Source organism: Gelidibacter mesophilus DSM 14095 (assembly GCF_000423005.1).
In the GTDB taxonomy this organism is placed as follows: Bacteria; Bacteroidota; Bacteroidia; order Flavobacteriales; family Flavobacteriaceae; genus Gelidibacter; species Gelidibacter mesophilus.
In genome coordinates, this window is record NZ_AUHD01000013.1 from 1 (window position 1) to 26,878 (window position 26,878).

Here is a 26,878-nt window from a genome sequence, read left to right on the forward strand (position 1 = left end):
TAAGGCAGGGCTTCAAAGCTTTTTTTCAATGATCTCCTTGGCCATTTGATGGTCTAGTGCTAGTGTGGCATACATCTGTTTGAGCCGACGGTTCTCCTCTTCAAGCTCCTTGAGCCTCTTTAGTTCTTTGGAGTCCATGCCGGCATACTTGGAACGCCACTTGTAAAAAGCCGCAACGCTCACGCCGTGCTCACGACTGATCTCGTCTACGCTCTTTCCGTTGTCGAACTCCTTTAGGATCTTTGCGATCTGCTGTGGTGAAAATTTACTCTTTCTCATAATACTGTTTAAAATTAAGATAATTATTCTACTTTTAAACAGTTCGGTTTTAAGGGGAGCTTACACACTTACTAAAATAACTTAAATTTTATTACTGAAATAATAGATTTTCATTTGAGTAAAATCTATTTTCATATAGCGCTTTATGATTATTTGGCCTGGAGGGACGTCTTAAAATTAATTCTTTAAGTTCATTTTTAACTCCATATTTTATTAAGGGATATATTGTATCTAAATCATTATTATCAATCTCCAGCTCAATTGTTCCAGCATCTTTGTTTCCCATAATTGTCCAACCAATTGTTTTATTTGAGACTTGATAATCTGATATATCAATTGGTAATGGTTGACTATTACTTTCGAACAATGATATTTTTGAATCCGCATAAAAGGATACTATCAATGAACGTAAAGACCATAGACAACTACCCGCTCCGGAGTATCCGTCCAACAAACTTAAATCATCTTCAAAAAAACCCTGAGTAACTTTCCCTTGCTTGATCGCATTATTTTCAATAAAATATTTCCAAGTAGAATCTAATGCATTTAAAGCAAGACCAGGAGGTATAACTTCGGGAGATAATATTGCGCCTGCAACGATAGGTGCAGGTGCAGCAGCTCTATAGCAAACACTACGTCCCATCATAGGAAATCCATTTCTGCTAAACAAATATTTATAAAATTCAACGAATTCCCTATTAGAATCTCTTATAAAACCTGGATCAAAATCTGGATCAATTTGATTTAACCAGAACAAACTGTAGTGAATTGCCCAACCATTATAGTAATCAAAACCACTTGGTGCGTCAAAGAACCATCCCTTTCCTTTATATGTGTTTGATTTATATCTCTCATATAATCCCACTGAATACTCAATATTATCGGGAATATTTGCCCCAAGCCCTTCCATTACTTTAAAAATCATAATTGGAAAAAGATTCCAATTATTATCAACAAATTGTTTGCCTTCAGCTTCTATGAACCAATTAAATAATTGTTTCTTTTCTTCTCTATTAAATTTTTCCCAAACATAGTCCCTGCTCAGCCATAATCCTAAAGCAACGTCAGCTGCTTCAACCATTCTCTGATCTTTGTCGCCTATTTTGCCCCAATATTCAGGGTGGCTAGGATTAGTTCCACTAACAACTGCGTTTTTAAAAAGGCTTGAAAGTTTGTAATTATTTCCTTCGATATTTACAGATAGGTCGTTCGTTGATGACATATATGATGCTGCCAAAGGAAAAAAACGAGCAAAACCTTCCAAAGCATTCATCCTTGCACCATACCAACTATTTTCTCCGGGATAAAAAACCAAAGCGCCATCATTAGATTGGTATTCTAAATATCCCTTGAAGAAATATTTGAAAAGAGCTTCATAACGCTCAGAATAATTATTGTTATTACTTTCGGCCAAGAAAAGTTTTTTAATTTCTCATCATCCGCTTCATATTCGCTATATGGTTGAATATTGTTATCCCAATCTTCTACACTAAATCTTAAAACATAATAGTAGTAGCCTGAAATTACTAAACTGAGTGAAAGTGTCAGAAAGGCAATCCAAAAATATTTATTCTTAAAAATATTCATTTTACAAAATTAGTTTTTAATGTTTATAAGTTTCTACCACAATTTTATATTTTGAACGTTTCAGATTTTGATTTCTTTTAAAATTATTATTCTGCTATTCTTTGGAGCCTAAAAATTCCGGCATATCTAAAGTTTCTGAATTATTGATGTCTTTTCTGTTTAAAACCTTGTCTATGGTCTTTAATACAATTTTTAAATCCAAAGAAAACGATAGATGTTCTACATAGTAAACATCATATTCAAACTTCTGCTCCCAGCTTATCGTGTTTCTTCCATTTACTTGTGCCCAACCAGTGATTCCGGGAAGAACGTCGTGTCTTTTGTTTTGTCTTTCATTATAATACTTCAAATATTGTGGTAAAAGTGGGCGAGGTCCTATTAGACTCATATCACCTTTGAAAATATTCAATAATTGGGGCAGCTCGTCCAGTGAAAATTTTCTACAAAAATTTCCAATTTTAGTCACGCGCTCCAATGCAGGTAATAATTCTCCATTTTGGTCTTTTTTATCATTCATTGTTTTGAACTTAATGATAGTAAATAGAGAACCTTTTTTTCCGGTACGAGTCTGATAAAAAAAAGGTTTTCCATTATTAACTATAAAAAGAAGTATAATTAGAAGAATAAATATTGGGGAAATAATTATTAATCCAAAAAAAGCGGCCAAAAAGTCAAAAAGTCGTTTTAAAATTTTCTTATATATCATCTTTAGTGCAGATTATTGTAAAGATCTAATAATTCATTCCAAACTATATCTCTTTTGTATTTTTTAATAATATTTGGTCTAGCATTTTTTGCCAACATCATAGTCTTATCAGGATTGTTATATAATTCTAACATGGCATCCTTTAAGGCATTACTATTCTTTGCTGGTATGATCAATCCATTAAAATTATGCTCAATAATTTCATTGCATCCATTAATATCAGTCACAATACATGGCTTTTCCATACAACTGGCCTGTAAGACAACATTAGGAAATCCTTCTCTATAGGATGGGAATGTTAAAATATGGCTTAAAGCAACATAAGGTCTTATGTCTTCAATATTACCTACTTCGTGTATTTTGCCATTATTTTTGATTAATAACTCACTTTTCGGACTGATGGGATCTAATTCTTCCTCTTTATACCCCACCAAAATTAATTGGACATTGGAATGGGATTCAGAAATATTATTAAATGCTTCAACTAACTCATCAATCCCTTTATCTCTCACAATCCGTCCAATAAAGAGGAACACTGTGTCATTGTGATGAATATTAAGTTTGTCTTTGATTTCGTCTACACTCTCTTTGGACACATTCATTTGGTTATAATGTTCTGTATCAATGCCATTGGAACTTCCATTAGCTATGACACGCAACTTTTTTTCTTTGCAAAATTTTTCTTGAATTATAATATCCTTTAAAGCAAAAGAGTTAGGTAGAACTAGTGTAGAAGAGGAGTAGGTTATTTTTTCAACACTATTTAGCAGTTGACGTTTTAAACCTGTAGCTTCTAGTAACGGGAGTCCGGCTACTGTATGTATTCTATGGGGCACACCAGCTAATTTTGCCGCCAACATTGCCAATGTTCCCGCCTTTGGGGTATGTGAATGCACGATAAATGGCTTTTCCTTCCTGAAAATTCGGAACAACTGATAGAGTCCCTTCAAATCTTGAAAAGGAGTAATACTTCGCGTCATCTCTACAGGGATCGCTCTAATTCCTTCATTGTCATGAAGTCTATTGAAATCGCTATTATTACTTGATATGCCGATAACTTCGTAATAGTCACTCATAAAACGTAATTGTCCCTTTAATAATGCCCATAAAGATCCTGGAATAGTGGAAACGCGTATAATTTTTTTCATTCTTAATTAAGCATTAAATAGGTGTTTAAATACCATTTTTGAAAGGTGTAGAAGCACCATGCCTGCATACTCTTATCTTCTTTACCCGAAATATGATTATTAATTAAATTGCAAATATAATCATCATTAAAAATACCTTGAGACTCTAAGAATGCCGGGTCAATGTACGATTCAAGTTCTGCTCTCAGGCTTCCTCTTAACCAATCTCCAACTGGAACTCCAAACCCTTGTTTGGACTTCTCTAAAAACGAGGAAGGGAATTTATCGGCAAAAGCTTCTTTAAGAATGTATTTTTTATTCCACCCTTTTAAAAGATAGCTTTCAGGTAATGAATTCGCTAAATTCCATATTGTTTTATTAAGAAAAGGAGCTCTACATTCAAGAGAGTTAAGCATACTTGTTCGATCAACTTTTACCAACATATCACCTTCCAAACTAATGTTCTTATCTACCATTCTAAAATCGGTTAAGGTTTTAGGATTTTGTTGATTATATTTTTCCTTCAATTCAAAAAAAGTATCCTCAATATTAGTATTAGATTTTAGTAGTAGAGTTTTTTCTTGCTCTGTAAAAGCCAGTGAGATTATATTCCAATATTGATTGCCGTCATAATTGAATGCCTTTAACAACCGGTTCAATCTGAAGCGTTTACCTCTGTTGTCATCTTTAGTATTCAATAGTTGAGAAGATAATCTTAAAATTTGTTTATGTACCGCTTTTGGAACAATAGAGGTGTATTTATTGTTCAATCTCCCCATATAGTATTTATTATAGCCTCCAAACACTTCATCACCGCCGTCTCCAGTTAAGGCCACTTTAACATAATCACTTGCGTGTTTAGATACCAAATATGTCGGGAGCGCAGATGAGTCGGCAAATGGCTCATCAAAATTTAACAAAATCTCATCTATTCCATTTTTAAAATCACCTTCTTTAATAATAAATTCATGATGATTGCTATTAACAATTTTCGCTACAATCTTTGATTTGTCAGTTTCGTCATAATCTTTTCTGTCAAAACCAATTGAGAAAGTTTCTATTTTTTCATTGGAAATTTCAGCTAGACAATGAGTTACTACTGAAGAATCTACACCACCAGACAAAAATGTTCCTAAAGATACATCAGCAACAGATCTGCTCTCAACACTTTCCATAACTTTTGCATAAACTTCTTTTTTTGCAGCATCAAATGAAATGTCTTTTTTCTCAATGTGTGTTTGTTTTTCAATCTCATGGATTGAAAAATTATTAGAATTGAGATCAAAATCAATATAATGATTACTAGATAATTTAAACACCTCCTGATATATTGAATAGGGAGCTGGAATGTAAGTTAACCTAAAATAAACATTTAAAGCTTCTTTAGAAATATCTGGTTTGTATGGGAGATAGCTTAATATAGACTTTAATTCAGATGCATAAATAAAGTCAGTTTTTGTCTTTGCATAATACAAAGGTTTCTCTCCGAAGAAATCCCTTGCAATGAAAACTTTGTTTTTGGCCTTGTCATGAATACTAAAAGCAAACATACCATCCAATTCCTTAAAAGCATCTACACCTTTTTGTTCATAAAGTTTTAGAATGACTTCAGTATCACTTGTTGTTCTAAATGTAACACCTGCATTTTCTAAGTTTTGCTTCAAAGCTCTATAGTTATATATTTCGCCATTAAAAACAATTCCAATTTTATTATCATTGGTGTACATGGGTTGTTTTCCTGTATTTAAATCTATAATAGACAAACGACGCATCGCCATAGCAACAGATGTTGATCCAGTAGAATCCATATAAAAGCCATCATCATCTGGTCCACGATGGAAAATGAGATTATTCATTTTGTATAATTCACTTTTAAGTAACCCTTTATCCTTATTACTGTTATTTATAATTCCGTTTATTCCGCACATAAAAGAGTTGAATTAATTTTTTATAAATTGGTTAAAAATAGAATAGACATTATCAATTTGGTAGTCTTTCGATCTTTTTAAGCTTAATCTACTGTACTTTTCCCGTTGTTCAGGATGATTTCTGTAATATTCTAGAGCTTTATGAAGACCTAAGTGATCATCGTTATTTACTAGAAGACCATATTTTGCAATGTAGAATTCTCCATTTTTAATTTCAATATCTTCATTTTCATTTAACAATTCTAGCGGACCAGACAGACAATTAGTTGAAATACAAGGAAGACCAACAGCCATAGCTTCTAACAATGCGTTTGGAAATCCTTCTGTGAAAGATGATAGGACAAAACAGTTGCTGTTTCTAAAATAATCATCTACATTCTTGACCTTCCCTCCAAGATTTATTTGTTCTATTAAGTCATGTTTAATGATTTCTTTTTCTAAATATTCGTGTAATTCACCTTCACCAAGAATAATTAAATGAACATTATTACGTAGGTTTTTTAAAGCACGAATAATCATAACGTGATTTTTTCTCTTATTTAAGGTGCCAGCCGTAACAATCCTTAAATATTTTTCGTTTTCGTTTAAAGCCTCTGGTGATATTGTCTTTGAAGGGATCTCAATAGGATTATATATAACATCCATTGGTATAGTAATTCCGAAATTGTTTTTTAAATCTTCATTAATATGCGTTGAGTTTGAAAATAAAGCATCGCATCTATTGTAGAGAAGTGGATAAAACACCTTTGAAATAGATAATGATAACTTACTAGTGGTATTGTCAGATGGGAACCCGCGCTCACTAATGATAGTTTTTACTTTTTTATTAAGTATTGAAATGATCCCGTTTAATAGGTTTGGAAATGCAAGGAAAGAAATAGAAATACTTGTTTTGTTATTCTTTATGAATTGATAGTACTTTTTTAAGAATATAAAAAAATCAAAAAACCTTAAATAATATGGTCTGTCGGTTCCATTTTTGGAGAGTAGAATGACATTGACTTCCTTTGGAATAGGAAAATGAATGACATTATAAAAAAGCACCAAACTTACGTCATAATCGTTTTTTAATTTCTTAAGCAATAAGCTCACTACCTTTTCTGCACCACCGCTACCAAATGAAATCATAAGTATGCAAAGGTTTAAATTTTTATTTTTCAAGTCGCTGTTGTTTTAAAATATTGATGAACAATTGTTCATATTCTGAAATAATTTTCTCTTTATTAAATTTTTTATAAACAGAATCAGAAATAATTTTTGGATCCCACTTTTTGTCACCATTAAGTCTTTCCAGAAATTCTTCTTCAGAATTTACTAAAAATCCATTAACTCCATTTTCTATAATTTCTCTTGTACCTCCAGGTGCATTAAAGGCTATTACTGGGATGCCCAAGACACAACTTTCAAGCAATGCATTGGGAAAACCTTCGGAATGGGAACCTTGCAAAAATATATCATTATTTAAAATGATTTCATTTACGTTATCCGAGTAAGATATATGCTTGATTTGAGCTGTGAGTCCTAGAAAATCGGCTTTTTCCAAAATTTTATTTTTTAAAGGACCATCGCCAACTACAGTATAGATAAAAGGAAAATTCAGTTTTGAAAGTATATTCAAGATTCTTAAATGACCTTTAATTTCAGTTAACCTACCAATTGTCAAAAACATTGTAGGTTTGTGTTCATTGATATTTTTATATTTTTCAAAACTTGATTGAGTGATTGGATTATGTATAATTTGTATTCTTTTTTTATCATATTTATAGCAATCTAAAAAATCATTTTTCATATCTATAGACTGACAAATTATATAATCTAATCTAGTAATTCCATAATCACTCAATATAGTCAATTTATGGAAAATTGATTTTGTTTTTTTTGTATTAATCTTAGATGATATTTTATTGATTGCGGATACTCTTCCTACGAATTGGATTTTCGGGAATGCCACGGATATTAGTCCCATTAAGGCATTCATATGACTTATGGAACTTACAACAATATCAGGTTTTTCATGCATTAAAATTCTACAAATCGCAAGAATTGCTTTTAGAATACGATTTTTGTTCAAATAAATAATATCACCGTTTTCGACACTAAATTTGCTATCCTTTTTATAGCCAATTACGATTAATTTAGTAATAAATCTATCTTTGTTAAGATTTTGTGATACGAAAGAAATAACCCTTTCTGCTCCACCAGCATATAGAGTAGGGAGGATGAAGAAAATTTTTTTTTTTGGCATTACTTTTTCTCAATATTTAGTGAATTACCGAATTTTAAATCATATTCTGATGGGGTAAATTTACCATGTCCAGATTCACTATGGAATGTTAATTCTCCAAAATATATTAAATTATTGACAGAATAGAAATCAACTCTTACATAAATAAAGTCCTTCGCAATTGTTTCTGCCAAATTTCTCATTTTTTCAAATGATTCTGGTTTTTCTTCTTTTTTACCATTTTTATATTTCCATACGCATGGTATAAAATTCCAATTTGGATCATATAAATTTCTTTTATGTTCTATATGACGATCAATATCCACTTGAATAAAAGCAAGTTCACCGTTAAAACAATGAAATTTATAATCAGAAGGAATACTTCCATCATCATAAGTCAGTAGTTTTTCAACAATAATTCGAGGTTCAATATTTTTATATTGCCACTCTCTTGAGCTGTAAAAGTAATTTTCTTTTAGTAATCTACTAAATCTTTTGCGTGCTTGCGGCCAATTTATAGACTTTTTATCTTTTACTATAATTCCTCCAGAACTGTCATGGTTTGTTTTTATTATAAAGCTTGTATTCGGTAAATTATCTGGTTTAATATCTTTTGGATCTTTAGTTTGAAAGATTAATGGTATCAAATATTCTGCCCCAATTGTATTTTCAATATAGGATCTCACTTTAAATTTATCTGCTACAGTAGTGTGTAAATCTTTTCTATCGTAAAGTTTGAGCCAATTTATTTTCTCATTTAGAGTTTTAGGATTTTTTAAATCTAAATCGTAGCCCATTTTTTTTCTAAATCTTCTTTTTATTATATATTCATCTGATATGTGTTTTAGAACAAATTCATATATTTTATAAATAGGTCTAACAGCATAATATCCAAATTCTGAATTTCTATAAATTCTAGCTACTTTATAATTAACACTTTTCATTTTGATTAGAATTTAATTTGGGTTAATGATTTCTTTATTATATAATTTAGTCAAAACACTTAAAAATTGAAAGAAAGAAAATTTAATTTAATTAAATTGTTTGAGTATTAGATTGAACAACAATAATTACGTCAATCGTTCTAGAAGCAAATGACAAGATAATATTTCACTATAATACTAACTTTCGACTTCTTGTTTTGAATATTTAAAATTTCACTTTATATTAAAAATTAAGTTTTTCTTAATACGAGATTATTTAATAATAAATAATTCAGCATCGGTAGAGTAAATATTATTTTCATACAATGCTTTGGTATTATCTGGTCTCCATGGTCTCTTTGTTATAAGTTCTTTAAATTTATTTTTAAATGAATACTCTAATAATTCATATGACTTTAGAGAATCATTTTTATTTAACCTTAATGATATTTTATGGTTTGATTTATCGCCAATAATAGTCCAACCTACAGTTTTGTTGGTGATTTCAAAATTTGATACTTCTACAGGTAATAATTGCTCATCTGCTTTGAATAGTGGTCTGGATCTATCAACGTAAAATGCAACAATTAACGACCTCAATGACCATAAACAGCTTCCTGTACCACTATAATTATCTAAGATACGGAGATCGTCATCATAATATCCTTGAGTCATTATTCCATCTTGAAGTGCGTTGTTTTCAATAAAGTGAATCCACGTTAAATCCAATGTTCGCATTGCAAAACCAAGAGAAATTTCGTTAGGTGATAATATTGTGGCGGAAATGATTGGCGATGGAGCAGCCAATCTGTAACATACACTTCTTCCCATCATTGGGAAACCATTTTTACCAAAAAAAAATTTATAAAACTTCACAAATTCAGAATGTGTGCTTTTTATAAAGTCATGATCGAAATTTGGATCTATCTGATCTAACCAAAAAAGAGCATAGTGAATGGACCACGCATTATAGTAATCGATTCCTTTTGGAGGGTCATCATACCACCCTTCTCCTAAATAATGCTTGTTTTTATAAGTTTCGAATAGCTCATTAGCATATTTTAAGTCTTTTTTATTCGAAGCTCCTAAAGATTCAAGTACTTTGATTATAGTAACAGGAAAAAGTTTCCAATTATTATCGCCAACCTTTTTATTGATCGACAGCTCTAACCACCTTACTATTCTATATCTTTCGTCACTTGTAAGATTAACCCATATTTGATCTTTACTAATCCATAATGACAATGCAATATCCGCAGCCTCTACAATACGTTGGTCGTAATCGCTAACATCTCCCCAATATTCTAGGCAAATTGGATCCGTACCGTTCAACAGCCCTTTTTTTAGAATGTTAACAAGATTATAGGAGGTGTCATTCAAAATTACATTTTCTGAACGATTGGAAGATAGCCAAGATGCTGCCAAAGGAAAGAATCTTGCAAAACCTTCTAAGCCATTAATTTTTCTTCCTCTACCGCTAATTTCTCCCGGATAATTAACATAAGCACCTTTAGGAGATTGATATTTTATATGCCCGTAGGCGAAGTATTTAAAAAGTTCTTCATATCGATATTCAGTAGTATTTTTCTTATTTAAAAATGTTTGCTTAAATGCAGAGTCAATATTTTTGGAATTTTCATAGGCTGTTATGCTCTCAGACCAGCCCTCAACAGCCATCGTAGAAATCTTTCCCTTCAAATAAAAGAATATTATGGCGATTAAACATACAAGTATTACTGATACTAGTCGTTTATGATTATTTATGGTCCTAAACTTTTCTATCATTATCTATCTTAAATCTTTTATTTTTTATAAAACTTAACTGGTGAGAAGATTCTTTGCTGTTATCGATAATATAGCCTACAAAAGCAAACAATACAACAAGATAAGGTTGATTTATTACTGTTTGGAGGCTTAGCATTGAAATATACAAAGCTATCAAAAGTGACATTGAAAATAATTTAAGATGTAACTCTAAAGTAAAAGTTTTAACCATATAAAAAGACAAAACAAAAATGAAATATAAAAATGTGAATAATCCTGCATCCACCCAAACCCCAAGGTAAGTGTTGTGTCCACTCGCTTTTGAGGCAAAACTTAAACCGTTGCCAAGTAGTGGATTTTTATAAAGATAGTACATTAAGTTTTCGAGTAGATATCCTCTTCCCGAGCTATCCACCTTTTCGACATTTAAGGTTAAAACATTAATAATATTATCAACTTTAACGATTTGGGCCTGCGATAAATTTAATTCCTTCGTTTGAGATTTTATACTAAATATCCCTAAGTAGAACAGAACAATTCCCAGTCCCAATAGAATAATCCTCATACCTGTGAAAAATTTATAATTGAGTATGAAAAATATAACGATGAAAGCTAATAGTCCTGTTGTAGAGAATGTAATAAATATACTATAAAAAATAGCTATCAAAATCAAAATCTTGACAGCCTTAAAAATATTGTAAGGAGGGGTATAAAATTTATTAAAAAGAATGTAGGCTATTATGCTTGCTAAGGCAGCGTTATTAGCATCTCCGTATAGACCCTCTGCGCGATCTATATCTCTTCCAACCACACCTGCTATATCGTAATTAAAATTTATTTTATAAAAATAAATTGTAAAAAAGGAAGATATAACCATGGAGATAGTTAAAATCTTATAAAATATCTTGAGCTGATCGGGATTACTTAATAAATAGTAAAAACCTATAAAATACATTGGAGCAACTAGTGTTGACAGTATATTTGAGTCAAACCCATAAATTCCTGAAGCTAAAATCGCAAATGAATAGTATACAAGATAGAATGTCAGCCATAATTGGTTTGTTTTTGAGAGACGACCAGTATTTACTTTTAAAATCACAACACCCAAAGTAATCAAAAGAATATTAAAATATGCCAGGTTTTGAGCGATACTAACCGATAAAAATTTAGTTACAAAGCCCTGAATATTCAAACAGCTACTTATTAATGGGAAATAAAAACATATGTAAATAATAAACTTATTCATGATTCATAAACTAATTTATTTAATAAAGACTCGTAGCGCTCAGTAATTACGTCAATATTAAATTTATCCATAGATTTTATGCCTTCATTACTCAATTTATTTCTCAATTCTTCGTTTTCAATAAGTTTCAGCAAACCTTGTTGCATCTTTTCAGTATTTTGATTTTCAATCAGTAAGCCATTTTTATTATTCTCAATAATATCCGATGGACCTGTTAAGCAATTGTAAGCTATGCATGCCATTCCTTGAGACATTGCCTCCAATAGTGCCATTGGTAAACCTTCATATTTAGAGGATAATATAAAAATGGAAGATTCATTCATAACATCAGAAATATTATCTATGAAACCGGTAAAAATCACTTTATCCAATACTTTTGCTCTTTTTGCAAGTTGAGTGAGGTGATTTAATCCTTCCTCTCCCGATCCAGCAATCTTTAAGCGCCAATCAGGATGATTTTTGAATATTGGAACCATTAGTCTTATTAAATTGTCAAAACCTTTTCCATCATATCGATTTAAATTACCAGCCGCCAAAATGATTTTCTTTCTTAAGTGGTTGTTTTCAGTAATAGGTTTAAAACTACAAGGATTTGGCATAACGTAAACTTCAACACCTAATTTTTTGTAATGCGGCACATCCAAATAAGTCAAAACAGTTAATAAATTGGCTAATCTATAAAGATGTTTTCTTGTTATAGTTGTAATAGAACTTCTCTTTTTGTCATATCCTAAATAAGAAGTATGCTCTTGCGCAATTATTTTTATCGAATAGAATTTAGCAACAAGTATTGTAATAAAGTTGGTTGAGGTCGAAAATGAAAGTATAAGATCTGGTCTTTGGGATTTGCTCTTATAATGTCCTAATAAATAAATCATGCTATTTAAAGTATGATTTTTTATTAATTTATTAGATTTTAATTGTACTCTTTTAATATTTGGTGTCAGTTCATAAGCCTCATTTCCTTTGTAGAAGGTTATGAGTGATATGTCATATCTTCTGTTTTTTGCTAAACTATTTACTATTAGTGCCAAGACCCGTTCGGCGCCACCACCACCTAAGGATCCGATTATAAAATCTATTTTCATATCTTTATTTTTATGAGACTTAATAATCGTTTTGAAACATTTCTGAACCCTAAACTTGATAGATAAATTACAGGCGTATATATTAAGACGACTAATACTAAAATTTTTAGAGAATAAATTACTATGTTAACAAAATTGATATTACCCAAATATATAAACTTCTGAAGTTTATAAGTTGTAATCAAGGTAAAAATAAAAGATAATATTAAAATCAAAAAATGTCTCCAATATTCCCAAAGGTTTGCTTTAAATCCATATTTATATAAATAGTAGGGCCGCCAGAGTAAGATGACGATTGTAAAAGCTATTGTCGTTCCCAATAAAACCCCAGCTAAATCGAAATATTGAAGTAGAATTAGCGAGGTTCCAAGATTAATAATACTTTGAATTACAGGAGCCCAAATATCTTGATACAAACCATGGGCATCTTTAAAATGATCTACTGGAATTCTAATTTGCATTATAAACATATTTAACAGAAATAGCAGTAGTACATATTTGCTTAAAACATATTTTTCGCCAAGCCAATACAAAATAAAAGGTTCTGTCACATAATAGAGAACAATTACAGACACACCTCCAATATAAAAACGTAATGCCATCATTTCCCAGAATACTTTATTTATGTTTTTTTTGTTATTTTCTGCAACGAGATTTCCTATTCCCGCCGCTGTTCCCGAAAATGCCGTGTTAACCAATTGTAAGAGTCGGCTAAATATCATTTGATAATTGCCAAAAAAAGCAACTGTTTCAATACTTATGAATGCAAAAATTAAAATTTGGTCCGTACCACCTGTAACAAATGCACCTAATTTATGAAATGATACCTGCTTAACTTTCTTAATGATTACTGGGTTATCCTTGAGTATCGAATTTGTTGTTTTTTGATTCAAATTTAACCATGGATATATTTGTTTTATTTTCTTGCGTAATACATAACTATTAACTACGTAGTAAGCTAATTCTAAAGAGACCCATCCATAAACACTCTCAAAATAGTAAACTATGAAACACTGGATAAAAATTTTTATAAGATTAATAGATTGTGAATATGAAGTTATTATATAATCTTTTTGATCTGCTTGAAGTAGGATGGTATGATAGTTGAAAAAGAAGTTTAAGCCCATTCCAAATAGAAAAGTGTAATAAGTATAATAAACAACAGCTAAAGGGGCTCCAAGCGAACTAAATATTATAGGAAAAAATAGCGATAATAAAAATCCTCCAATTATAATGAATAACCCGATTTTTTTATAAAGATGGCCAAACAAACTTATCAGTTCATTTATACGCTCATTCTCTTTGTCAAATATCGGTTTGTATAAACTAAAACCAACTGCCGCTCCGATGCCTAATTCTGCTAAATTTAAAAAGCCTAAAAAACTACGGAGTGTTTCAGATAAGCCCATGAATTCATCTCCTAAATTATCTAAGAATAATTTTCTTGAGACGAATTGTAAAACCAAAAATATTAAGTAGAAAAACATGCTAAATTTCATGTTTTTCAATGCATGATTGACTCTAGACATTTTTAAATACTTGAAGGATTTCTCTTTGAATCTTAATTCTCTTTTTATTTGTTAAAAGGAATATTCGATAAATAATGGGAGGCAGGTTAATAATAGCATATGGATAAACATTAAATTTTGATGAATCGTAATTTTTTTTCATTATTTTCCTGATATTTTTACGATGCTTACCCGCCTTATCTAATTCGTTATTTCTGGTCAAACCGTCATAATGGTAAGTTAAAAACTCTAATAAGTATTGTTTAGCTAAATCTTGTATTTCATCATTGTATTGAAGTGTATTTTCTACGACATAACTTCCCGCATTTATGGAATTTAATTTTTTTATTGAATAGTTACTCCTTATAACACTTGTTAGGTTTTGATCATTATAAACATATAATGGAATTTCAATATATCCCAGATAAGAAATCTCATTTAAAATATCTATTGTGTAGTAAACGTCTTGATGAAGAACATTTTCTATAAAAAAACGATTTTTCAAGATTGAACGATGATATAGCCTCCGCCAAACAGAAAATCCGGTATTACTAATTATTCTTTTTAAAGCTATAATCCTTTCTTCAATTCTTCCTCCGACAGGATTTTCAGGAATTGAGTTTTCCTCTGTTATATGTGAGGTCGTAAAATTGGTTTCGACTACTTTTAAATCGTTTTCTAAAGCAAATTTGAGTAGCTCATTAAACATATTAGGTTTTACCCAATCATCACTATCTACAAACCCAATATATTCTCCGCGACTTTTTTTAAGCCCTAAATTTCTAGCTATGCTCGATCCCCCATTTACAATGTGGTAAACTACTACACGATTATCTTTTAAAGCGTATTGATCACAAATTGACCCACTCTCGTCAGTGGAACCATCGTTTATTAAAATTATTTCAAGGTTTTTATAAGTTTGATTCAGAATTGACTGTATACATCTGTCTATAAATTTTTCAACATTATAAACAGGAACAATAATAGAAATTAAAATGTTCATTTTTCAGTTTGGGTTATAATCATAAGTCAATTTTTAAAACGCGTTAAAGGCTTAGAAATAAGAGCTTACAAAATTTAATATTAACCATGAATTTTTTCGGGTGGAGGATTTTCTTGGTTATTAAACTTAATAAGAGGGTTAAGTTAATTTTGGCAAATATCAATATTTTTTTTAAAAGATTAATGATAAACTTGAAAAGTAAAGGTTTTTAACGATGTAGCGCTAGTTCATTAATGAAGGTAGGAACTTTGTAGGATTTCTCTTTGTTTTGTTAAAGTTTAGAAGTAGAGATCCAATTTTCAATATTGCGCGTACTTATAACAGATTATTATGCTGTTAGTCGGAAATTTCTTTTTTATTAAACCTTAATTCAAATTTTTTAAAATTTAAGAAATTATATAGGTTTTATAATTTTATAAACGTTCCAAATATAATTAGATAACAAATATGTACATTTTTACCTTTTATTTTTTTAATTAATCAACATCCCATTACTGTAATTCTTTATTTTATGAAATTCTCTATTAAGCTCACTAATGCTTCTATTAGTATTATTTTCTTTTTTTTAACGATATTTTCCTCTCAAATAATATCAGCTCAAAAACTAGCATTTCCAACTGCTCGCGGTGCAGGTGCCTATGTAAATGGAGGTAGGGGACTAGAAGTCTACCACGTAACTAACCTAAATAACAGTGGTAAAGGTTCTCTTCGAGATGCATTGTCTGAGGGCAATAGAACAATCGTATTTGACGTAAGTGGCGTTATACGTCTCACAAGTCCATTAAATTTACAGAATAAATCGAATATCACTATTGCTGGACAAACTGCACCGTTAGGAGGTGTTACGATTGATGGTGATTTGGTTCATTTTTCTGGTGCGGAAAATATAATAGTTAGACACATTAGATTTAAAGGAGGGATTGATTCTAAAGCCTATGAAAGAGGACCTACCAATAGCTTTCAATCCAAAGGGAGTAGTTTGAATCAAATTTTTGATCATTGTTCTTTTGCATTTGGTTTTTTTCAAGCAGCCTCTTGGTATGAAGGTGGAGGAAATTATGAAGTTGATAATGTAACAGTGCAGAGAAGTTTTTTTGCTGAGAGTTCAAGAGGTGTTATGGCAGGGACTATTTCAGGTGGTAAAACGAGAACTGGGAAATTTTCATTTCTTTCAAATGCTTTTTATAATATAAGTCATAGAGTACCCAACATCTCGGGAGATAACGGAAGAATTGATGTCATTAACAACATTGTGTGGTATGTAAAGCATAGATTGATGCAAGCTAATGGTAGTATAGTTTTAAATCATTTAGGGAATTATTATAATTATAATGATACACCAGCTACGAATTATATGTTTCATAATTTTGGTTCAAATACAAATGTGCTACCGAAGATATATACTAATGGTAACACATATGTTGCAAAAAACACTTTAAGACCAATCTCAAATTCAATTTCTCAAATAAATTCTAACAATTCATTAGCGTTTAAATACTTTGTTGGTAAAAATTACGGAGATCAACTTCCAACATCATATTTCACTAACAGACAACATGTTTTAAATGGAGAGCCTTTTAAAGTGTTATCTGGAGACGAAGCTTATATAGACGTTAAAAATAATGTAGGCTGCAATGCCAGACTTAATGAAGATGGAAGTGTGAGTGATAATTTAGATGTTTTAGATGTTGAATGGCTCAATAATATAAAAAATGGTATCCATTCTAAAAAACCATTAAGTCAAAGTCAATGGAAGGTTCCTAAAATAAACTCTATAAAAAGGCCAGGTGATTTTTACAGTTCAAATCCACACATACCAGAAACATTTTTCAAGGCCCACGTTCCTAAAGGTCAAAATCACAATGATATAGCCCCGAGTGGTTATACTTGGTTAGAAGAGTATTTGAATAGAGTAGATGGACATAACTTCGTTATGAGCAGCCAAAAGGTGGCAATAATACCAAGTTCCGGAGAAATTAAAATTTCTGATGAAATACAGTTAACCGTAAAAATTACACCTACAAATGTTGAAAATAAAACTGGAAAATGGCACAGTAGTGATTCTAGGGTAGCTACAGTTGATGCTACTGGATTAGTCACAGCAATTTCTGAAGGTAACGCGAACATTACATTCAAGATAAATGAAAGTAATATGATGGCTACGGCTGAAGTAAGCGTTTTGCCACAACCGGAAGAAGAATCATCAAAAGTAGATGCAGGGCAAGACCAGAGCATATGCATTAGAACTACTGGTGCCACATTAACAGCTACTGGGGGTGCAACATATATTTGGAGTACGGGAAATAAAACCGCAAGTATTAAAGTTTTTCCAAATAAGACTACAACTTATTCAGTAACTGCGTTTGACAGCAATGGAAAAAAAATTGGAATGGATAATGTTGTAGTAAAAGTTAACCAAAGGCCTTATGTAAGAGCTGGAAAAAATGTAACAATAAATCAAGGAGAAAGTACTACATTAACCGCCACTGGTGCAAGTACTTATTTATGGAGTAATGGAGCAACTACCGCAAGTATTACTGTGAGTCCTGATAGAACGACCTTCTATTCTGTCGTGGGGACGTCTGCAGAGGGATGTGTGAATGATGATAGACTTCTGGTCATGGTAAAAAACACAACCTACTATGTGGATAAAAATAATGGGGTTGTTTCCTATAAAGCGCCATCGGGAGGAAGTAATTCTTCACCTAGGCCATCTATGACATCAGTCTCGGTAGGCGCCTCTGGAAAGCTTGGTAAAATTAACGGAGCAGGAAATACAGATGCTTTTGACTTTTTAGTTCATCCGAATCCTACTAATGGAGAACTTCACATTAATATTTCTGGTTTGACTCATATTTCCAATATTGAATTATATGATCTTTCGGGCAAATCTTTTTATAACGAAGTTATTTACGACATTGATCAAAAAAATTATATTAAAACATTAGATTTATCTGACTACACATCTGGAATTTACTTATTACGTTTGGTAGATAATGAAAGATCAATTATTAAAAAGATTATTTTGAATTAGCGTAACTTTATTTTGAATATAAGATTTAGGTCGTCTAAAAAGAAATTTTTAGGCGATTTTTATTTTTGGTTCAATTTAACTTTGTATGATTGTTAAAATAGCGTCAATGTAAAATTGAAAAAGTTGGCTTACATGGTTAATCTATACTTTTTAAAGTTGTGGGCCATTGTGCAATTATACCTATTTCGACATTTACTTTGTCGATTCCTCTTAACATAAATTGCTTAAAGTTCATGTTCTGTTTTATATTGCCAAAAACAGCTTCCACATCCCAATAACGTTGTTTTCTTTTAGCAATGCCCTGTTCACTTGTTAAAAGTGTCCTCGCTTGGGATTTCAATCGTATCAGGTTATGATTACATTCGATAATTCGATTATATTTGGATTTATGGCAAAGACTTCTTAATGGGCATCCATTACAGTTTTGGGCTTGATGCCTATGAAGTTCTTGCTCAAAACCAATTTTTGTTTTCTTTTTATAACTGCCAATATTGGCCATCGCTTTTCTTATGGGGGCAATAATAGGTGTTCGTTTCTATGTAGTATTGGAATTGGTCTGAATGTAAAGGGTTGATTTTCCCTTTCTTTTTGTCCTGCTGTTCATTATGGAAGTAATTATATTTTACATAAGCTGTTATTTAACTGTCTTCCAGACCCGGTATAGTTTTCTTCGCTTCCATAGCCTGCGTCAGCTGTAGGTGTATCTGGTTTTTCGCTGTAGTTCTCAATATGGCTATTGAGGTGGCTTTTTAATGTTACATTGTCTGCCGCGGTCCGTGCCAAGGTATAATTGGTGATGTACTGATTGTTTGTGGAAGCTTGAATGTTATAAGCTGACTTGAGCTGTCCGTTCTGCAAGTAATCATCTTTCATGCGCATAAAAGTGGCATCCGGATCTGTTTTACTGTAGCTGTTCCTTTCTTTCAAAATGGCTTCCTGTTTTTCATATTTGGCCAATTTTTTTTCGCGTAATTTAGCTTTTGTTCTACTTTTTTGTCTATCTTCTTGCCTTGCAGGGCATCGTTTATTTGGATAATGGTCTCTTATATTTTATCAACATTGATAGCTTCAAAGTCTGGTGTGTCCGTGATGTATTGCTCGTCTTTGTAAACCTTTTCCACATAAGACCATAACTCTTTTAACTGCTTTTTGATGCGTTCTTTACTTGTTTTATGGACTTGCCACCAAACAAATGTATAACGATTGGCATTGGCCTCAATCATGGTGCCATCTACAAAGATATTTTTTAGGACCACAACGCCATGTTCTGCCAAAAGCAATACGACCTGATGGAATCTTCTTTAGATGCCCTTGTAGGCGTTTCCCTCTAAAATCATTTATGGTATTATGGTCGGGCCTGCTTTGTCCACTGAGCCACATAAAGTGAATATTCTCGTGCAAAACCTGTTCTATTATTTCGCGAAGAATAAAAGTTACGTAAATACGCATAAATAATAATTTTGAGTAACATGCGTGGATGGTAACTGGATGTCCCACCACCTTTATAGCTCTTTTCGGTTCACTCATATCTACTTGGTCAATAATCATATTTTGAATGCGAACCAGGATGATTGATGGGAACTAGATCATCATAACTTGGTGGTAAAAGACTTAATTGGTCATGGTCATAGATCTTGAAAACTCTTTTTCTGCTAATTCTTAAAGTTAAGAATTTACTAGAAAGACTGCAAAAAATGAACTACCTTTTCAAACAGTCTCTTTTGTTTATATATTCTTGTCCCGTCCTGAAATAGCGATACACTAAAACCTTAGTGTAATGAAAACATCAGAAAACGTTGGGTATACGAGACGTACCCAAAAAGTCTACCCACTTTCTTTTAAGCTCCAGTTAGTTGAAGAAATAGAACAAGGTCTTCTTACAACAAGCCAAGCAAAGACCAAGTATGGTATTCAAGGAGATTCGACCGTAACAAAATGGTTACAGAAATATGGTAACTTTGATTGGGAAAACCAAGTTCCGATAACAATGTCACCCCCACCCCCCCCCGCCCCCCGAACAAAGAATACTAGAACTCGAGGCCAAGGTCAAGCTGCTTGAAAAGTAGAAGGCCAGGGCCGAACATCTAGCTGAACGTTCTGATAAGAAAGCAATTATATTTGATATGCTGGTAGATCTGGCTGAAAAGGAATATCAAATAGATATCAGAAAAAATTACACACCCGAGTTATCGACCTCTTCAAGGAAGAGCACAAAGAAACAGTAGTTTCTACCTGTGATTTGCTCGGGGTAAATAGGCAGGTATATTATAGATCAAAAAAGGCTAGGCACCATAAACAATCTATCGCCCAAAAGGTAATAGCGATGGTGGGGAAGATCCGTATCATTATGCTCAGATTGGGAGGTAAAAAACTATATTTTTTACTAAAAGATCAATTGTCTCCCCTAGAAGTGGGAAGGGACAAGCTCTTTAGAATATTACGAGCCAATCATATGCTGATAACACCCAAAAAACGATAGCATATTACAACAGACTCCCACCATCGGTTTGGGAAACATAAAAATCTTGTAAGTGCCTTGGACATAGAAAGGCCGGACTCTGTATGGGTAAGCGATATAACATATGTAGGAACCAGAACAAATCCATCGTATCTGGCATTGGTTACGGATGCATATTCAAAAAAAATTGTGGGCTATAATGTATCGACCTCCCTTTCTGTGGATGGTTCATTAAAAGCCCTGAAAATGGCTCTGAACAATCGAAAACAAAGACAGTACCCTTTGATACACCACTCTGACAGAGGATTGCAATATTGTTCTAATGACTATCAAAAACTCTTGAACGATAATGATATCACTCCAAGTAGGACCCCTACGAAAATACAATAGCAGAGCGGATAAATGGCGTTTTAAAACAAGAGTTTGACATAGCAAAAAACGTTAAGGACTTTGGTTTAAAGCAGAAACTTATTGCAAGTGCAATAAAAATATATAATCTTGTAAGGCCACACTTGTCCCATTACATGTTAACCCCGATGCAAATGCACCAACAAAACAAATTGAAAAGAAAACAATACAAATCAAAAAAGCTGAACAATGACGTCATTGTTCAGCTTTAATTAATAAATTTAATCCTTTATTAATCTGTATCGGTTATTTAGGACAAGACATATTCTACTTAATTACTTGTGGCGACAGTGTCTTTCAAGAGTTCGATACACCACTTATTATCCATAGAATTTGAGATACTCCAATTAAGGATTTTTCTACTATATACGGCAATTATTGCATTCATATATATAACCCGCGAAACATAGGAATATAATTGATGTCGGTCTGCCATAGCTGATTGGTACGATCTATTTTAAGTTCTCTTAGCAGATCAGGGAACTTATAGCCTTTATGGTCTCAGATGTTGGTTCTAAGCTTTCTGTAGATGGCTTGTAGTCCCATGACCATGTACCGACGTCTTATTCTTGTGACGTCCGAGATGAAAACTCAGGTAGTCGATAATGTTCTCTACCCCATAGTAAGGGTGCTCCAAAAACCAGGCATCTATTTCCTTCACTATTCTTAAATTGAGCAGACTCTCGCTCTTGGGCTTATAATAAAGATTGGAGCGATGATTATTATGAATATTACATTGTTGAATAAGACTCAGCCTTGGATGGGTTTTTACTAATTTTTGTCTTCTTTTAGTAGTACTCATTTGTCCAGGACATTGTTTTAAAAATGGTTTTTCTATTGTAAGTGACGTATTTTACTGTGAAGGGGATCCGATTCGAATCCTCTTTTTCAGATTTGGATACAAAGACCAGATCGGCATTTTTAAAAACTCCCGCTTCCAACTGGATATTTGTGTAGGGTGCAGTTAAAATTTGGCAGCAAGTTCTTCCAGCCTTGTTGTTCTTTGATCGCTTCAACAGCTACTTTGACCTTGAAAGACGTACTGAGTTTTCTTCTTGATGTTTTCATATTGACAGGGTTAAATTACAACTTAATGTCCTGTCCTATATTTGGGGAGTATTATAAAATCCTTTGTACGAGAGATTGTGTTTAACTTCATTTAATGATAATTAATCAAATTGGATTATATATTTATGAAAGGGCTACTTACTTATCTATAAAAATATCATATTTATTCTCAAGTGATTAAGATTTAATCCTTCCCTTAGTATAACAGTTCAGTATATAATGTCTGTAAAGTGTTTAGAGATGCTTATTCCATTTTTTTTAAAGTTTGAAATGTGAATAGTATATATATATAACTTTTTCTTAATTAAAGAAAAAACTATCATAACTCATTAGATATAGAGGTGTTTTGTAGGTTTTTTCTCTTAGGTGTTAAAATGTATAATATAAAATCCGAGACATTCTTTTGAACGTATATATAATTCATTTCATCGTTAATATATTTAAAATATAAGATTAATCTTACCATAATGATCATTAAATCGAATATTTGGGTATTTTGACTTTATTTAATTTTTTATTTTTTTACTTGCTTAAAATTATTGAATTAAAACAATTGAAAGTTCAATAAAACTAAACTTTATTAACCCCAGAGCCATGAAATTCCCAAACTACCTAACAGGTTACATTCGTAACAAAACCACCTTATGCTTATTTTTTATGTTTATCTTTTTATCGGAATATTCTAATTCACAACAATTGGCATTTCCTTCAGCTTATGGATCGGGGGCGTACGTCACCGGTGGTAGAGGAAAAGATGTGTATCATGTGACAAATTTAAATGATAGTGGTTATGGTTCTTTAAGAGATGCACTATCTCAAAGTAATCGTACGATTGTATTTGATGTAAGCGGTGTTATTAAATTGAAAAGTAGACTGGTTGTGGAAGATAAATCGAATATAACTATTGCTGGTCAAACTGCCCCTGAAGGAGGCATCACAATTGATGGAGAGGTATTTAGATTTCAACGAGTAACAAATTTAATTGTGAGGTATATTAGATTTAAAGGAGGTATTCGTTCTACAAATTATGAAGGAGGAGCTACCAACAGTTTCCAGTCAAAAGAGGGGAGTAAAAACCAAATATATGATCATTGTACATTTTCTTTTGGTTTTTTTCAAGGAGGTTCATGGTATGACGCTGGAGGATTATATTCAAGTGAAAATTTAACGGTACAAAGATGTTTCTTTCCTGAAAATGACAGAGGAGCATTAGTTGGAGCACTGACTGGAACAACTTCTACCACAAAAGGTGCCTCATTTTTATTTAATTGTTTTTATCATGTTAGTCATAGAACCCCAAACATTAATGGTGACCTGGCCAGATTTGATGTTATCAATAATGTAGTATGGTACGTAAGGCATAGGCTAATGCAGCCAGGAGGTAGTCAAAGATTAAACCATATTGGTAACTATTATCATTATAATAACACAAAAATAAGTAAGGATAGATTACAAATGTTCGCAAACTCGGATTCTAATCTCCCCGAAATATATACAAATGGAAATATGTATGTTGCACCCCAAGGAATTGAAGGGCCTGGTGTAGAGAGTGTTACTGAACTAAATTCTGATAATCGATTATCTTTTAAAGGATTTTATAACGGAGGACTACAAGTTCCCATGAACCATTTCGTATCAAAAATGCATCCTTTAAACGGAGAACCCTTTAAAATTTTATCTGCTGAAGAAGCTTTTATAAATGTTATTAATAATGTTGGGTGTAACGCTAGACTAAACTCAGATGGTAGTGTAAGTGATAATACTGACATTTTGGATAAAAGATATATTCATAACATGAAAAACAATGTGATGTTACCGCCTAAATTATCATCAGATATGCAAAATTGGATAGTTCCACCTATTCCCTCAGTAGTACGTGGAGCAGAATTTTACGGTACAAATTCCCATATACCAGAGATATGGTTTTCCATCAATGTTCCAAAAGGCCAAGATCACAATGATATTGCGCCAAGTGGATATACGTGGCTAGAAGAGTATTTGAATCAGGTAGATCGTCCAAATAATGTAATTGATGTTCGTGATGTTGCCATTATACCTTATGAAGTAAATGTCCAACTTGCAAAAACACACCAATTAAATCCAATTTTCACTCCAGCAAATGCTACTATTAAAGATGGGAAATGGAATTCAGATAACGTTCATATTGCTACAGTAGATACTAATGGTGTGGTAACAGCCATTTCAACAGGTACTGCTACAATTACTTTTATGAGTGCAGATGGAGGTTTCAAAGCTACTTCCCTTATAACGGTTTTTCCTCCAGCGCTCCAGGCGAGCGCAGGTATTGACCAACGGATGTGTAATGGCGAAAGTATTACTCTTACTGCAACAGGAGGTGCTTCCTATAAATGGAATACAGGAGAGACTGCAGCAAGCATTACTGTTAATCCAAAAGCTACAACCACATATACAGTAACTGCCTATGATAGCACAGGGACCAATTCTGATTCTGATGACGTTAAGGTTACGGTAAATCCACTTCCTAAAGTAAATGCTGGGAATGACATCACTATAAAATTAGGGGAAAGTACAACATTGACCGCAACTGGAGCAACCACTTATAGCTGGAATACCAAAGCCTCTGGTGAGAGCATTACAGTAAGTCCTAAGGCAACTACTACCTATACTGTAACAGGTATATCAAACGGCTGTGAGGCGACGGACAGTGTAAAAGTTATCGTTATAGACACTGTGGAATTAATTGCAAATGCCGGTACAGACCAAAAAATCTGTGCAGGCACAAGCGCAACCTTGACTGCAACGGGAGGTACTACATATAATTGGAATACCGGCGAGACTACAGCAAGCATCACTGTAAATCCAAATGAGACTACCACTTATAAAGTGACAGCATTTGACAGCACAGGAAACAAATCTGATTCTGATGACGTAAAGGTTACGGTAAATCCGCTTCCAAAAGTAGATGCGGGGAGGGATATTACAATCACATTGGGAGAAAGTACGACATTGACCGCTATTGGAGCAACTACTTACAAATGGGATACAGGCGACACAACTGCAAGCGTCACCGTAAATCCTAAATCAACTAGAACATATTCTGTGATAGGAACGTCCAACGGCTGTGAGGCTACGGACAAGGTAAAGGTTACTGTACTTAATCCAATCAAGGTTGTTGCCGACGCCGGTGCTGACCAAAACATCTGTGCAGGAACCACTGCAACCTTGACGGCAACGGGAGGGACTACTTATAAATGGAATACCGGCGAGACTAGCGCAAGCATTACGGTAAATCCCAAAACCACTACCACCTACAGTGTCACTGCCTATGATAACTCAGGCAAGAATTCTGATAAAGATGAAGTGGTCATAACGCTCAATCCTCTTCCTAAAGTGGATGCAGGTAAGGATATTACTATTGCTCTTGGAGAAAGTGCAACTTTAACTGCAACTGGGGCCACCACTTACAGATGGAGTACTAAAGCCTCTGGTGCGAGTATTACTATAAACCCTAAAGAAACCACTACCTACACTGTAGTAGGGAAAACAAATGATTGCGAATCTAGGGATACAATTATTGTAACGGTTGTGCAACCAGAAACAGCCGTTGTAGCCGATGCGGGAGCTAATAAGGTGATTTGTCCGGGCTCTATTGCCACATTGACGGCAACAGGTGGAGATCGTTACTTGTGGAGTACAGGTGAGAAGACTGCAAGCATTGATGTGAGTCCGACTTCTACTACCAAATATTCGGTTACGGCTTACATTGCAGATGCATCCAATAGAGATGAAGTTACAGTTTTTGTAGGCCCAAGTCCTAATGTTAGTATTACAAACGGGAGTGAAGCAACCATACTTGAAGGCGAATTTATAACCTTATCTGCTACCGGAGCCAATACTTATAAATGGAGTAATGGTGCGACCCAGCCCAATATTGCTGTAAGGCCCAATGTCAGTGAAACCTATGATGTGGTCGGATATATTAATGATTGTTCTTCACAAAAATCAATTACCGTAAACGTCTTTGAGAAAGTGGTAGCCAATGCCGGAGAAGATGTAGCTATTTGTCTTACCGAAAATACTGTTCTAACTGCAGATGGTCCGGCTAATAGTGAGTATTTGTGGAGCACGGGAGAGACAAGTAAGAGCATTACTGTAGAGCCTTCAGAAGATACGGAGTATTCTGTAATGGTGTATCATGCCTTGGATTCTGATACAGACAGCGTCATGGTTATGGTGAATAATTGTAATGCTCATCAAATTGTTGAAGATACTCAGGAATTAGAGTTTTTGATCCACCCAAACCCAACCAATGGCGAACTTCACATAAACATTTCAGGGTTGACTAGTTTCTCAAGTATCAATTTGTATGATCTCTCAGGTAAATCTCTCTACAATGAAATCATCAATGAAGGTGATCAACAGAAGTATATTAAAACGTTAAACCTATCCAATTATGCATCTGGTATTTATCTGCTTCAATTGGTCGATAACCAAAAAGTAATCACTAAAAAAGTGGTGTTGAGATAACGCCACTTTATAAAATAA

General features: G+C 32.9%; 17 protein-coding genes and 2 pseudogenes. 4 read left to right on the forward strand and 15 right to left on the reverse strand.

Translation table 11 applies throughout. The features are described 5' to 3' along the window. From G525_RS0114215 to G525_RS21830, 13 genes and pseudogenes are all read right to left on the reverse strand, one after another. A pseudogene (locus G525_RS0114215) lies at window positions 1-279 on the reverse strand (transposase); the annotation flags it as partial. Window positions 280-370: 91 nt separating this feature from the next. Further along, complete coding sequence (locus tag G525_RS21050; protein ID WP_169514447.1) at window positions 371-1,693, reverse strand: DUF2264 domain-containing protein; 1,323 nt, start codon at window positions 1,691-1,693, stop codon at window positions 371-373. 267 nt (window positions 1,694-1,960) lie between these two features. Continuing rightward, the gene (locus G525_RS0114225; protein ID WP_027126757.1) at window positions 1,961-2,569 is read right to left on the reverse strand and encodes a sugar transferase; all 609 of its coding nucleotides are present in this window, start codon (window positions 2,567-2,569) and stop codon (window positions 1,961-1,963) included. A gap of 5 nt (window positions 2,570-2,574) precedes the next feature. After that, window positions 2,575-3,720: a glycosyltransferase family 4 protein gene (locus G525_RS0114230; RefSeq protein ID WP_027126758.1), complete on the reverse strand. Its 1,146-nt coding sequence runs from the start codon at window positions 3,718-3,720 to the stop codon at window positions 2,575-2,577. 2 nt (window positions 3,721-3,722) lie between these two features. Next, window positions 3,723-5,627, reverse strand: a complete 1,905-nt coding sequence (asnB, locus tag G525_RS0114235) for an asparagine synthase (glutamine-hydrolyzing) (protein ID WP_027126759.1) — start codon at window positions 5,625-5,627, stop codon at window positions 3,723-3,725. 12 nt (window positions 5,628-5,639) lie between these two features. Next, on the reverse strand, window positions 5,640-6,788 hold the full coding sequence (locus tag G525_RS0114240) for a glycosyltransferase (RefSeq protein WP_027126760.1): 1,149 nt from the start codon (window positions 6,786-6,788) through the stop codon (window positions 5,640-5,642). Continuing rightward, entirely contained in the window at window positions 6,778-7,872 is a 1,095-nt protein-coding gene (locus tag G525_RS0114245; RefSeq protein ID WP_027126761.1) for a glycosyltransferase, read from the reverse strand. The genes G525_RS0114240 and G525_RS0114245 overlap by 11 nt, the downstream gene beginning before the upstream one ends. Beyond that, window positions 7,872-8,795 carry an ATP-grasp fold amidoligase family protein gene (locus G525_RS0114250; protein WP_027126762.1) on the reverse strand — a complete coding sequence of 308 codons (924 nt, stop codon included), beginning with the start codon at window positions 8,793-8,795 and terminating at the stop codon, window positions 7,872-7,874. Before G525_RS0114250 ends, G525_RS0114245 begins: the two co-directional genes overlap by 1 nt. A 252-nt stretch (window positions 8,796-9,047) precedes the next feature. Then, window positions 9,048-10,472, reverse strand: coding sequence for a DUF2264 domain-containing protein (locus G525_RS21060; protein ID WP_211222933.1), 1,425 nt, complete (start codon window positions 10,470-10,472; stop codon window positions 9,048-9,050). 70 nt (window positions 10,473-10,542) lie between these two features. Then, on the reverse strand, window positions 10,543-11,730 hold the full coding sequence (locus G525_RS0114260) for a hypothetical protein (RefSeq protein ID WP_027126763.1): 1,188 nt from the start codon (window positions 11,728-11,730) through the stop codon (window positions 10,543-10,545). A gap of 50 nt (window positions 11,731-11,780) precedes the next feature. Beyond that, window positions 11,781-12,872 carry a glycosyltransferase family 4 protein gene (locus tag G525_RS0114265; RefSeq protein ID WP_027126764.1) on the reverse strand — a complete coding sequence of 364 codons (1,092 nt, stop codon included), beginning with the start codon at window positions 12,870-12,872 and terminating at the stop codon, window positions 11,781-11,783. Further along, complete coding sequence (locus tag G525_RS0114270) at window positions 12,869-14,401, reverse strand: polysaccharide biosynthesis protein (RefSeq protein ID WP_027126765.1); 1,533 nt, start codon at window positions 14,399-14,401, stop codon at window positions 12,869-12,871. Before G525_RS0114270 ends, G525_RS0114265 begins: the two co-directional genes overlap by 4 nt. Then, on the reverse strand, window positions 14,394-15,383 hold the full coding sequence (locus tag G525_RS21830; RefSeq protein ID WP_051209955.1) for a glycosyltransferase: 990 nt from the start codon (window positions 15,381-15,383) through the stop codon (window positions 14,394-14,396). Before G525_RS21830 ends, G525_RS0114270 begins: the two co-directional genes overlap by 8 nt. 511 nt (window positions 15,384-15,894) lie before the next feature. Between G525_RS21830 and G525_RS21835 the strand changes: the two genes are divergently transcribed. After that, on the forward strand, window positions 15,895-18,417 hold the full coding sequence (locus G525_RS21835) for an Ig-like domain-containing protein (RefSeq protein WP_051209956.1): 2,523 nt from the start codon (window positions 15,895-15,897) through the stop codon (window positions 18,415-18,417). Window positions 18,418-18,553: 136 nt separating this feature from the next. On the opposite strand, the pseudogene G525_RS22110 reads toward G525_RS21835, so the two are convergent. Beyond that, window positions 18,554-20,074, reverse strand: a pseudogene (locus tag G525_RS22110) (IS1182 family transposase). Window positions 20,075-20,953: 879 nt separating this feature from the next. On the opposite strand from G525_RS22110, the gene G525_RS22530 reads away from it, so the two are divergent. Both G525_RS22530 and G525_RS22905 read left to right on the forward strand, forming a co-directional pair. Next, complete coding sequence (locus tag G525_RS22530) at window positions 20,954-21,265, forward strand: DDE-type integrase/transposase/recombinase (RefSeq protein ID WP_211222934.1); 312 nt, start codon at window positions 20,954-20,956, stop codon at window positions 21,263-21,265. Window positions 21,266-21,303: 38 nt separating this feature from the next. After that, window positions 21,304-21,495, forward strand: a complete 192-nt coding sequence (locus G525_RS22905) for a hypothetical protein (protein ID WP_425402525.1) — start codon at window positions 21,304-21,306, stop codon at window positions 21,493-21,495. A 709-nt stretch (window positions 21,496-22,204) separates the two neighbouring features. Here G525_RS22905 and G525_RS22295 read toward each other — a convergent pair. After that, window positions 22,205-22,351, reverse strand: a complete 147-nt coding sequence (locus tag G525_RS22295; protein ID WP_157491948.1) for a hypothetical protein — start codon at window positions 22,349-22,351, stop codon at window positions 22,205-22,207. A gap of 594 nt (window positions 22,352-22,945) precedes the next feature. Between G525_RS22295 and G525_RS21865 the strand changes: the two genes are divergently transcribed. Continuing rightward, a complete protein-coding gene (locus G525_RS21865; protein WP_084647766.1) occupies window positions 22,946-26,860 on the forward strand; it encodes an Ig-like domain-containing protein in 3,915 nt (1,304 codons plus the stop codon). The last annotated feature ends 18 nt before the right edge of the window (window positions 26,861-26,878 follow it).